Origin of the sequence: Terrimonas alba, from assembly GCF_042434975.1 — a bacterium.
Classification (GTDB): Bacteria; Bacteroidota; Bacteroidia; order Chitinophagales; family Chitinophagaceae; genus Terrimonas_B; species Terrimonas_B alba.
Window position 1 is genome coordinate 799,447 of sequence record NZ_JBHMQM010000002.1, and the last position, 12,700, is coordinate 812,146.

General features: G+C 41.3%; 8 protein-coding genes. 6 read left to right on the forward strand and 2 right to left on the reverse strand.

Features of this window, described 5'->3' with window-relative positions; translation table 11 throughout:
- The first annotated feature begins 55 nt into the window (after window positions 1-55).
- Both ACFEL9_RS08265 and ACFEL9_RS08270 read left to right on the forward strand, forming a co-directional pair.
- Entirely contained in the window at window positions 56-1,651 is a 1,596-nt protein-coding gene (locus ACFEL9_RS08265; protein WP_385888248.1) for a peptide chain release factor 3, read from the forward strand.
- Window positions 1,648-2,160, forward strand: a complete 513-nt coding sequence (locus tag ACFEL9_RS08270) for a GNAT family N-acetyltransferase (RefSeq protein WP_385888250.1) — start codon at window positions 1,648-1,650, stop codon at window positions 2,158-2,160. The genes ACFEL9_RS08265 and ACFEL9_RS08270 overlap by 4 nt, the downstream gene beginning before the upstream one ends.
- On the opposite strand, the gene purB is transcribed toward ACFEL9_RS08270, so the two are convergent.
- Window positions 2,157-3,500, reverse strand: coding sequence for an adenylosuccinate lyase (gene purB, locus ACFEL9_RS08275; protein ID WP_385888252.1), 1,344 nt, complete (start codon window positions 3,498-3,500; stop codon window positions 2,157-2,159). The genes ACFEL9_RS08270 and purB overlap by 4 nt on opposite strands.
- Before the next feature lie 368 nt (window positions 3,501-3,868).
- Between purB and ACFEL9_RS08280 the strand changes: the two genes are divergently transcribed.
- The 4 genes from ACFEL9_RS08280 (at window position 3,869) to ACFEL9_RS08295 (ending at window position 11,756) form a co-directional block, all read left to right on the forward strand.
- Window positions 3,869-4,678: a menaquinone biosynthetic enzyme MqnA/MqnD family protein gene (locus ACFEL9_RS08280; RefSeq protein ID WP_385888255.1), complete on the forward strand. Its 810-nt coding sequence runs from the start codon at window positions 3,869-3,871 to the stop codon at window positions 4,676-4,678.
- 36 nt (window positions 4,679-4,714) lie between these two features.
- Entirely contained in the window at window positions 4,715-5,827 is a 1,113-nt protein-coding gene (gmd, locus tag ACFEL9_RS08285) for a GDP-mannose 4,6-dehydratase (protein WP_385888258.1), read from the forward strand.
- Window positions 5,827-6,759, forward strand: a complete 933-nt coding sequence (fcl, locus tag ACFEL9_RS08290; RefSeq protein WP_385888260.1) for a GDP-L-fucose synthase — start codon at window positions 5,827-5,829, stop codon at window positions 6,757-6,759. Before gmd ends, fcl begins: the two co-directional genes overlap by 1 nt.
- A gap of 170 nt (window positions 6,760-6,929) precedes the next feature.
- Complete coding sequence (locus ACFEL9_RS08295; protein ID WP_385888263.1) at window positions 6,930-11,756, forward strand: T9SS type B sorting domain-containing protein; 4,827 nt, start codon at window positions 6,930-6,932, stop codon at window positions 11,754-11,756.
- Window positions 11,757-11,764: 8 nt separating this feature from the next.
- On the opposite strand, the gene ACFEL9_RS08300 is transcribed toward ACFEL9_RS08295, so the two are convergent.
- Window positions 11,765-12,601 (reverse strand): FkbM family methyltransferase, encoded by an 837-nt coding sequence (locus tag ACFEL9_RS08300; protein WP_385888266.1) that lies wholly within the window; start codon window positions 12,599-12,601, stop codon window positions 11,765-11,767.
- Window positions 12,602-12,700 lie beyond the last annotated feature (99 nt).

The window sequence follows — 12,700 nt, forward strand, 5'->3', positions numbered from 1 at the left end:
TTGCCGCCTTAAAAAGAGTGCTGTGGACCGTCGTCCATGGACTGTGGACCGAATCATGAAATATCATTCAGAAATAAGTCGCCGTAGAACATTTGCGATTATCAGTCACCCGGATGCTGGGAAAACAACATTGACAGAGAAACTGCTGTTATTCGGGGGCGCCATCCAGGTGGCGGGTGCTGTTAAAAGCAATAAGATCAAGAAACACGCTACCAGCGATTTTATGGAGATCGAGCGGCAGAGAGGTATCTCCGTCGCCACTTCTGTCATGAGCTTTGAGTATGACGGCATCCTGATTAACCTGCTGGATACACCCGGTCACAAAGACTTTGCGGAAGATACATACCGTACACTGACCGCTGTGGACAGCGTTATCCTGGTGGTGGATAGCGTAAATGGGGTAGAAGAACAAACCAGGAGGTTGATGGAAGTTTGCCGCATGAGGGATACACCGGTAATTGTGTTTATCAATAAAATGGACCGGGATGGTAAAAACCGGTTTGACCTGTTGGAGGAGATCGAAAAGGAACTGAAGATATCGCTCCACCCTATGACCTGGCCCATTAACAGTGGTAAAGAGTTTAAAGGAGTGTACAACCTGGACGATAAAAGCCTGGTTTTATTTACAGCTAACACTAAGGCTTCAGAGGAAGATGTATTAAAGATCCAGGACCTGAGTTTGCCGATTCTTGAGCAGACAGTTGGCGATAATGATGCAAATACATTGAGAGAAGATGTGGAATTGGTAGACACAGTTCATGGAGAATTAAAGGTGGAAGATTACCTGGCGGGAAAAGTGGCGCCGGTTTTCTTTGGAAGTGCGGTCAATAATTTTGGAGTCCGCGAAATGCTGAACACATTTATCCGGATTGCTCCCACACCAAGAAGCCGGGAAACGACCAAGCGTTTTCTAAGTGTGGAAGAGGATAAACTAAGCGGTTTTATTTTTAAGATACATGCCAACCTCGACCCCAAACATCGCGACAGGATAGCTTTTATGCGGGTTTGTTCGGGTCGTTTCGAACGCAATAAGTATTATCATCATGTAAGGCTGGATAAAGATGTTCGTTTTAGTAATCCTTATTCGTTTTTGGCCCGTAGCAAAGATGTAATCGAAGAGGCTTTTCCAGGTGATGTCGTTGGGCTTTTTGATACCGGCAACTTTAAAATTGGTGATACACTGACAGAAGGAGAAGATTTTTATTTTACAGGAATTCCTTCTTTTTCACCTGAGATATTTAAAGAGGTAGTGAATAAAGATCCGATGAAAACCAAGCAATTGGAAAAAGGACTTTTGCAGCTTACCGATGAAGGGGTGGCGCAATTGTTCACCCAGTTTGGTGGTAATAAAAAAATCATCGGTTGTGTTGGTGAGCTCCAGTTCGAGGTGATTCAATACCGCCTGCTGCATGAATATGGCGCTTCGGTTGTCTTTAACGCTTTGCCTTTTTATAAAGCTTGCTGGCTCACTGCAACTGACGAGAAAAAGCTATTGGAATTCTCCCGGTTCAAGCAGGCTAATATTGCCGAGGATAAGGATGGTCACATGGTCTACTTAGCCCAAAGCGAATGGTTCCTGAATACAGAAATAAATAACAATCCCGATATTACTTTTCATTTTACTTCGGAAATCCATAAAGAAACCGCATGATCTTATTTGAAACAGAAAGATTGATTGTCCGGCATTACACAAAAGCGGATGCTGATGATTTCTTTTTGTTAAATGGAGATGAGGAGGTCGTGCGGTATATAAGACCTGCTAAAACAAGGGAGGAAGCCGATCAGTTTTTAATAGAGGTTCTTCAGTATGCAGAAGATTTTCCGTTATATGGCCGTTGGGCCGTTAATGAAAAAGAAACCGGCAATTTTGTAGGTTCTTTTGCGCTTATCCCTATTGAGAAAACGGACAAAATGCAACTGGGCTATGCTTTGTTAAAATCAAATTGGGGAAAAGGCTATGCGACCGAACTTACACACGCAGGCCTGGCTTATGTATTTTCCAAAACCGGGTTGGAGGAGATTTATGCCGTCACTGAAGTCGCCAATACGGCTTCGCAAAAAGTATTGGTAAAGGCAGGATTTGCCCCATTTGATGAAACAGAGGAGGGAGGGAAGAAATTGTCCCGCTTTATTTATTTGAAAAAAGACTTCCGGCCTTAAAATTTTGCAGCAACACCCGTATAATTATGTGGCGTAATTTTTTTCAATTCTTTTTTTACTTCGGTTTTGACCTTTAACCCATCGACAAATTGATGAATGGTCTTTTGGTCAATTTTTGAAGCACCTCTAGTCAAATCCTTCAAAGCCTCATAGGGCTGAGGATAGTTTTCTCTTCGCAGGATAGTTTGTATAGCCTCAGCAACTACGGCCCAATTATTTTCAAGATCTTCGTGAATCTTAGCATCGTTGATGACCAGTTTTTCCAATCCTTTTTCGATGGATTTAAAAGCAATAATGGTATGGGCAAAAGGAACACCAATATTGCGAAGCACGGTAGAATCGGTTAAGTCTCTCTGCAACCTGGATACAGGTAGCTTTGATGAAAGATGTTCAAAGATTGCATTTCCCATTCCCAGGTTTCCTTCCGCATTTTCAAAGTCAATCGGGTTTACTTTATGTGGCATGGCGGATGAACCCACTTCACCCTTTTTCGTTTTCTGTTTGAAGTATTCCATCGATACATAAGTCCATATATCCCGGCAAAAATCGATCAGGATATTATTGACTCTTTTCATACAATCAAAATGAGCCGCGAGATTATCATAATGTTCAATCTGTGTAGTGAATTGCTGGCGGCTTAATCCCAGGTGATCGGTAAACTCGTTACCCAGTTTTATCCAATCAATTTTTGGGAAAGCGACATGATGGGCATTAAAATTTCCGGTGGCGCCGCCAAATTTCGCACTAAAAGGTACAGCGATGAATTGTTCTATCTGTGCCTGTATTCTTTCCGCAAAAACCATTATTTCTTTACCTAGCTTTGTTGGGCTGGCTGGTTGTCCATGTGTGTGGGCAAGCATCGGGATGTCCTTCCACTGTTCTGCCAATAATTTCAGTTGTGTATTCAGGTTAAGTAAGCCAGGAAGATATTCATATTCTATTGCATGTTTCCACAGTAAAGGGATAGCTGTGTTGTTGATATCCTGCGAAGTCAATCCAAAATGGATCCACTCTTTGGCTGATTTGCCGTCCGTTTTTTCTAATTCATTTTTCAGGTAATATTCTACGGCTTTTACATCATGATTGGTGATGTATTCAATTTGTTTTATTTCCTGGGCATCTTCGGGTCCAAAGCTTTCGGCGAGCTTAGTAAGACTTTTAATGGTTTTGCCGGATAATTTGAAAAATTTTTTTCTCTCCAAAAACAGCAGGTATTCTACTTCAACCAGTATCCGGTATTTGATTAATGCATATTCCGAAAAATATTCGTCGAGGTGTTGAACTTGTCTTCTGTAGCGGCCGTCAACGGCAGAAATAGCGGTTAGTGCTGATAGTTCCATGAGAAAGTTTTTTGTTTTTTGTTTTGGTCTATAGTTAACAACACCTGCAGGTTTTAGCACCATATTATAAACCATAAACGAGAAACAACTTAGTATATCTTTGCGGCAAAGATAAAGAACACAAATTGGAGTAATGAAACGCCCCTATAAAGTTTTTGAAACAGCATGTAATGATTGCAGGGCGCCTGTCTGCCGACAGGCAAGATTCCATCCCGATGCCAGTTCGGGACAAGTGCTGGCCAAAAAAAATAAAAAAATAAACAGGTGAAACCGGGCATCTTTATTTCCTTCACTATGAAGAATGACGTTTTACAAGATTCTGCCGATAAGGACGGCTTTCGCTCCGGTCTCAAAAAAGAATATAGCGGATGAAAGAGATTAGCATGACGCCGTTGGATGGAAGTGATGAAAGAAAAGTTCGGGTGGGCATCGTAAATTACCTGAATACAAAACCACTGATCTATGGATTGCAAAAGGCGCCGATCAATAAAATGATTGACCTGATCGGTGCTTATCCGGCGAAGCTGGCTCAAATGCTTTCCGATGATCAAATTGATGTGGGCCTGATACCAGTGGCTGCAATTCCTCAATTGCCTTCTTATCATATCAATGGTAAATTTTGTATAGGCACTGAAGGCGAAGTTGCTTCAGTGTGTCTTTTCAGCGAAGTTCCGATGAAGCAAATAGAAAGGGTTTATTTGGATTACCAAAGCCGGTCCTCTGTAGCATTATTAAAATGGTTAATGAAAGAATCCTGGGGCATCCATCCTGAGATAATCCCGGCTATTGACGAAAGCTATCGGCAGCAGATAAGGGGTACAACCGCCGGCCTGGTTATTGGTGACCGGGCTTTGGAACAGCGTAAAATATCCACATTTATCTATGATCTTGGCAGCGAGTGGCGGGCCATTACCGGGCTTCCCTTCGTATTTGCAGCCTGGGTAAGCAAAACTCCTTTGCCGGAGGCGTTCCTCCGGATATTTGATGAAGCGAATGCAATGGGGTTAAACTATATTGACGAAATCGTCAGGGAAACGTCTTTTGACTTGTATGATTTGCGGAAATATTACACCATTCATTTAAGCTATGAGCTTGACGAAAGAAAAAAACAGGGACTACAGCGATTTTTAGCCGCCATTACGCCACACGACCAGTTAGTTGTGGGTTATGAATTGTGATAACCGGACTTTATATTTGCGGAAATTAAAAGCGGAATGAAAAAAGCCCTTATCACCGGCATCACCGGCCAGGATGGTGCCTACCTTGCTGAACTACTTTTAAGCAAAGGCTATGAAGTTCACGGGATCAAGCGTCGTACATCCCTTATCAATACCCAGCGTGTCGATCATCTTTACCAGGACCCACATGAGTCCAACCTGAAAATGGTTCTTCATTACGGTGACCTGACAGATTCTACCAATATTATCCGGATCATTCAACAGGTGCAGCCCGATGAAATCTATAACCTGGGAGCCATGAGCCACGTACAGGTAAGCTTCGATGAACCGGAATATGTTGCAAATACTGACGCTGCCGGAACCTTACGCATTCTGGAAGCGGTGAGAATTTTGGGATTGGCGAAAAAAACAAGGATCTACCAGGCTTCAACTTCTGAATTGTATGGTAAAGTGCAGGCGGTTCCTCAAAATGAAACAACACCTTTTTATCCAAGATCTCCATACGGCGTAGCTAAATTGTACGGTTATTGGATAACTGTAAACTATCGGGAGGCCTATGGCATGTATGCCTGCAATGGAATTTTGTTTAACCATGAAAGTCCATTAAGAGGTGAAACTTTTGTAACACGTAAGATCACCCGGGGCGTGGCTGAAATAGTTTTGGGACTAAAGAAAAAACTTTGGCTGGGAAACCTGGATGCAAAGCGTGACTGGGGGCATGCCAAAGATTATGTGGAAGCTATGTGGCTTATTCTCCAGCAGGACGAGCCGGAAGATTTTGTAATTGCAACTGGAGTGACAACAGCTGTAAGGGATTTTGTAAAATTAGCGTTTGCGCATGCAGGAGTTGCGGTTGATTTTGAAGGTGAGGGAGAAAATGAAAAAGGCATCGTGAAAGAAGTTTCACTTCCGGATATTCCTTTGCGAAAAGGAGATGTAGTGGTGGAAGTTGATAAACGTTATTTCAGGCCGACCGAAGTTGACCTGTTGTTAGGCGATCCAACAAAGGCAAAGCAAAAGCTGGGTTGGACAGCAAAATATACATTAAGCGAACTGGCAAAAGAAATGGTGGAATCAGATATCGAAAATTTCCGTAAGGATGTAATTCTAAAAGATTCGGGGTATAACACTTTAAGGCAATTTGAGTAATGGAAAAAAATAGTAAAATTTTTGTAGCGGGTCATCGCGGGATGGTGGGTTCTGCCATAGTAAGAAAATTGCAGCAAGACGGCTTTTTCAATGTCGTTACCCGTACTTCTTCAGAAGTGGATCTCTGCAATCAGCAGGCAGTAAATGATTTTTTTGTATCGGAAAAACCTGACTATGTTTTTCTCGCCGCGGCGAAAGTAGGTGGCATCATGGCCAACAATATTTATAGAGCAGAGTTCCTCTATAATAACCTGATGATAGAATCGAACATTATCCATGCTTCTTATGCAAATGGTGTAAAAAAATTACTGTTCCTGGGGAGCTCTTGTATTTATCCAAAACTGGCTCCGCAACCATTAGATGAAGAGTATTTGTTGACAGGTTTGCTCGAACCAACCAATGAGCCTTATGCGATTGCAAAAATCGCTGGTATCAAGCTTTGCGAAGCCTACAGGGATCAGTACGGTTGTAATTTTATTTCTGCCATGCCCACTAACTTGTATGGACAGGGCGATAATTATCACCCACAAAACTCCCATGTTATACCAGCCATGCTTCGTAAGTTTCACGAAGCAAAAATTAACAAGGCCGATCATGTGGAAATATGGGGGACGGGTACGCCATTGCGTGAATTTATGTATGTGGATGACCTGGCAGATGCCTGTTTTTTCCTGATGGAGAAGTATGATGGCAAATTGTTCATCAATGCAGGTACCGGGGAGGAAGTCTCCATTAAAGAGTTGGCATCAATAGTAAAAGAGGTAACAGGATACGAGGGGGAAATCAAATTTGATACATCAAAGCCGGATGGAACGCCCCGCAAGTTGATGGATAATACCCGGCTGCATGCAATGGGGTGGTCGCACAAAGTTTCACTCAAAGATGGCTTGGCAAAAGCGTACCAGCATTTTTTGAAGGAAAATAAACACTGATATAATATTTTAATTACATGTCTGTCATTCAACTCCCGCCTTATTCGGGAGTTGTTTTTTTAGAGGATGTTTAAACCAAGTTTTAGTTGCTGTCGGGCTATTAGATTATAAAGATTTAGGTTATTTTAGCGCTTTCCACTATTTCCACCTTATTCTTAGCCATCCGTTATATGAACCAAAACGTACTGCTGAAAGCACTATTTTTTTCTTTCTGTTTTTTGACTTTGTTTTTTTTAAGCCCAAAGGTTTATTCACAATCCTGTAATGATTGGCTAAAAACCCCTAACGCGGGTTCATTTGTTACCATTGGAGATTTGGATATTACTGGAAATAAACTTACTGTTGAAGCCATTTTTAACAGGGTATCCGCATTCGACAACACTATAACCTTTGGCAAGCTGGTTTCAAAGCATACGGATGCATCGAATGTTAATTACTCGCTAATGCCGGCGCAATGTGAAATTACAACAAATGTGACCGGGTATGTTGCGACACCGTTTGTATGTCCGCCGGAATTCGACAAGACTTATCACGTGGCAATGGTGTATGATGGCACTACACTTAAGTTTTATCGGGATGGATATGTAATATCTCAAGTTGCATGTACCGGAAATCTCATCAATAACAACTTACTCACTACAATAGGCCAACTTGCGGGTGCAGTACAGCCGGCGGATATGCAACACTCGGGATATATTGATGAAGTAAGAATCTGGAAAGCCGCCAGGACTCAGGTTGAACTGAAAGCATTTATGCATACTTCTTTGCCTAATCCGGCCAGTCAAAACGGGTTAGTTGCTTATTATACATTTGATGACTTGTTAAATAAGCAAGGTAACCTTACATGGAATGGAACGCTGAACGGTAATGCTGTTATTAATCAAACTAATCCTAACTGTAGTTTTGCCCCATTAAACTGTCCTGCATTATCAGAAGTAATAGCTGATTTTATTGTTCCTGATACGGTTTGTGTTAACACCCCGGTTAATATTTCTAATATATCCTTAAATGCGACGAGCCATTATTGGAATTTTTGTGTAGGCAATCTCAATGCTCCGCCAGAGGGAGTGAATCTTGGTAATCCAGGAGGTCAGTTAGAAGGACCCGTCTTTATAGATTATGTGTCAGATAACAATAATTATTATGGTTTCGTAACAGACCATTTCAGCGGTACATTAAAGCGTCTTGATTTCGGCAATAGCTTATTGAACACGCCGACTATTATAAACTTAGGAAACATTGGAGGAGCGTTACCTCTGCATCCGGAAGGAATACAGGTTGTTAAGAATCAGGGACTGTGGTATGCTATAATAGTGGGAGGAACAATAAACGGTTCGTACATTGTCAAGGTCGAATTTGGTGCTAATATTGCTAACCCAACTCCTGTAGGAACTAACTGGGGCAATATAGGGAATCTGAGCTATCCTCACGATTTATATGTGTTCAACGACAATGGCAATTGGTATGGTCTTACAGTCAATGCAAACAATAATACATTGACCAGGTTCAACTTTACCAATAGCTTTTCTAATACTCCAACAGCAATTAACTTAGGGAATATCGGCAATCTGAACTATCCTACCGGTATTCAGGCCATTAATGATAATGGTAACTGGTATGCTTTTGTTACCAATTCTACCAGTTCTGCGCTGACACGATTGAATTTTGGTAATTCATTATTGAATATGCCTACTGGCCAGAATCTTGGTAATATCAATGGAACATTCAACAACTCATGGGACATATATGTCATAAAATTTTGCGGTGAATTGTTAGGTTACGTGATAAACGCCAACTCGGTCAGCCCCGGCATTGTTAAACTTGATTTTGGTAGTAGTCTTACTAATACACCAACAGCAGTTAACTTAGGGAATATCGGTAATCTAAACTTCCCTCATTGTTTATCTAAAATTTTCAGGGTAGGCTCAGATCTGTATTCATTTATTACGAATGTAAATAACCAAACAATAACCAGATTACGTTTTACGGGATGTAACAACTCCAATATTCCCAATTCTTCATTGCAAGATCCACCGCCCATCACTTATAGTTTGCCTGGGACATACAATATTAATTTAACTGTTGATGATGGTTTACCAACACAGGCATCTGTTTGTAAGCAAATAGTAGTGAAGGATTGTTGCCCAACCGAAAAGCCTGACTTTTCTATCAAACAAGATCCCTGCAATCCAAAAAACATTCAGATCGTTACAAATCTTGAAAATATACAGAGCTACATATGGGATTTTGGAGACGGGCAAACAAATACAAGCGATCCCAATCCGGTTGTGACTTATAATGATTATGGTACTTATACAATAAAGCTTAAAGTTCAAACGGATGCTGGTTGTATTGATAGTATTCAAAAATTGGTTTCAGTAAACGTACTTCAGGACAATCTGCTTGTTCGTACTGCCGATACCACCATATGCTATGGTGCTGCCAAACAGTTGCTTACTATTCCATCACTAAATTTTTGCTGGTCGCCAACTACCTTCCTGGACAATCCCAATTCTCCTAATCCTACCACCTCTGCCACCGCAGATATAACTTATTATTTCACTGCAGAAGTAACGGGTGCTAATCTTATAACTAATGGCAATTTTTCACAAGGGAATTCCGGGTTTACTTCAGGATATAATTTTGCCAGTAACAATACAACCGAAGGACAGTATTTTGTTGGTAGTAATCCTCAAAGCTGGAATAGCAGTCTCAGTGCCTGCAAAGATCATACAACCGGCAATGGAAACATGATGCTGGTAAATGGCTCTCCGGTAGCGGACGTAAATGTATGGAAGCAAACAGTGAATGTAACTCCCAATACAAACTACGCATTCTCTACCTGGATACAAGCGTTGTGGCCGCCCAATCCTGCCCAGCTACAATTTTCTATTAATGGAAAAGACGCAGGTTCGATGATAACGGCCAGCCTCCCTACGTGTACATGGACTCAATTCCATACAACATGGAATTCGGGAAATAATACCACCGCTGTTATTTCAATTGTAAATAAAAATACATTGGTACAAGGCAATGATTTTGCATTGGACGATATCTCTTTTGCACCAGTATTTATAAAAAGAGATTCTGTAAAAATAAAAGTGGAGAAACCTTCTGTCCAGGCAAATATTGACACCACCATCTGTACAGGGAAATCCGTTCAATTAAATGCAACAGGTGCGGAAAATTATGTATGGTCTCCCGCTACGGGCTTATCGGCTACCGCTATTGCAAATCCTGTTGCATCGCCGGTAGTTTCAACAGAATATATTGTTACCGGAACTACGGCCAACGGATGTTCGGCAAAGGACACTGTCCATGTCAATATTTATGCAAAACCGGTTATTGCTGTTTCTGCTGATACATTGATTTGTAAAAACGCGTTGGCCCAGTTATCTGTAACAGGCGGAGCAAGTTATAGCTGGATGCCAGCAGCTACATTAGATGACCATCTTGTTGCAAATCCGGTAGCTTCACCTGTTGTCAACACGATGTACTATGTTACTATAACCGATGTGAACACCTGCGAGCACCTGGATTCTGTGCAGGTATCAATAAGACCTGATGCCGTTTTCTCTATCAATAATCCGCAACCAGTATGTCGTTTTGATTCGGCGCAATTGATTGCTTCGGGTGGTGATATCTATAGTTGGCAATCTGCTGATGGATTAAATAATACCGCCATATCCAATCCAAGAGTTTCTCCTTCTGTAACTACCGACTATACCGTCACCATAACGGAAAATATCTGCAACCAATCGGAGACCTTGTCAGCAACGGTCACTGTTAAGCCTTTGCCAGCGGTGAATGCCGCTAAAGCAAATGATATCGACTGCAGGAACGACCAGAGTCAGTTGAATGCTACTGGGGCTGATCAATATGTATGGACTCCCGCTGCAACGTTAAGTAATCCGGGAATATCTAATCCCATAGCCAAGCCAATATCTGCAACAAAATATATTGTTACCGGCACCTTAAACGGATGTTCGGCAAAAGATTCTGTTGTTGTAGATGTTTCTACAAAACCGGCTATTGTTATTTCTAAGGATACAATGATCTGTAAAAATGCTTCGGTCCAACTATCTGTAACAGGAGGAAACAGCTATAGTTGGTCGCCGGCAAAATCATTAGACAATCATCTAATAGCAACCCCCATAGCTTCGCCGCTTGTCAATACAAAATATTATGTAACTATTAAGGATGCCAATACCTGTGAGTACCTCGATTCCGTGGAAGTATCTGTAAGGCCTGATGCTGTTTTTTCAATCAATGCTCCCGGAAAAGTTTGTCTTTTTGATTCTGTTCAATTAAACGCTGCTGGCGGGGATACTTATGCCTGGCAGCCCGCTGAAGGTCTGGATAATATCGCCGTAGCCAATCCATGGGTTTCCCCTGCTGTTACTGCCGACTTTAAGGTCACGATAACAGAAACAACCTGTAATCAGTCTGCTACATTATCAACCCGGCTAACGGTGATGTCGTTGCCAACAGTAAATGCGGTGAAGACTAATGATATTGATTGTAGCAATGACCGTAGTCAGCTTAATGTTACCGGGGCTGTCCAATATGAATGGACTCCGGCAACAACTTTAAGTAATCCGGGCATAGCTAACCCGGTAGCAGCACCTGCAACTACAACTGCGTATGTCGTAAAAGGGACGGACCTTGAAGGTTGTAATGGATATGATACGATTACTGTAAAAGTTGATAATGTAAATAAGGGCGGCTACCTGATGCCCAATGCCTTTACACCCAACAACGACGGGCTGAATGATTGTTATGGCGTGAAATATTGGGGTGTGATTGAAAAAATTGAATTCAGCATTTACAATCGTTGGGGCAACCGGATATTCACCACCAAAAATCCGGGTCAATGTTGGGATGGCACTTACAAAGGTGTTGAGCAGGATGGGGGAGTTTATGTATACATGATAAAGGCAAAAACGATATGCGAGGCTGAAGTATTCAGGAAGGGAACTTTTGTATTGGTCCGGTGATTTTTTTATTAAACTGCCGTTCTGAAACAAAATAGATTTAATTGTACGTCGTACTGCTGTCCGTTCCTCCTGGTTCTATAAAATGGAGTCGGATAAATATCAGCTGCTTCTTTAATGTAATAAGAAAATCCTTGTGTAGTGATCCAGCTTAATAAGGCTGTTAATTCTGTCGTTTGTTCAAAGCTACCGTGATATTCAAGAAACATATTTTTTACATAGCATAATTGGTCCTTAATATCTTTAAGGACTTCGTACTCTGCCCCTTCAATGTCAATCTTTAAAAAATCGACGGGTTCAGTCAATAATTCCTTTAATCTTATAGCGGTTACAACATTTGTCTCAGCGCCCTGAGCACCTCCAATTCTGCTGGACATAGATCCGAGTCCTGCAAAATGCAATTGTGTATTTTCTATCCAAACTGCTTCTTTGCGAAGCGTTACATTTTTGAAATCAAATGATGAAATATTGTCTTGTAATAGTTTAAAATTTTCTTCATCAGGCTCAAATGCCACAATTTTAGCATCGGGGCAAATTTGTTTCAGGTAAATAACACTCAAGCCAATATTGGCCCCGCAGTCAATGATATACGAACCAGGAGAGTATTGGCCCTTATAAATCTCATGAATAAATATCTCTTTTAAAGCGTGTAAAAATTCAGATGGGTTTGAGTAATAAATTTTTTTGTTTCTGTATTGGTAGGATCTGATGACGCCAGCCGGAGCATGTTTGAGGAATTTTTCAGAAAACCAGTTCAATCCGGCTTTACTGCCCTGATGTGTAAAAAGTGACTTAATCCGGGTACCTATACCTTTAAATAAATTGTTTAAAAATGAACTATTTTGCATGCATTCTAAATATATCCGCAAAATAAGCAATTGTTCATCAATCTATAATCAGGTATGCTGTCTCTCGTTGTCTGTTCTGTTAATCCATCCCTACTACAA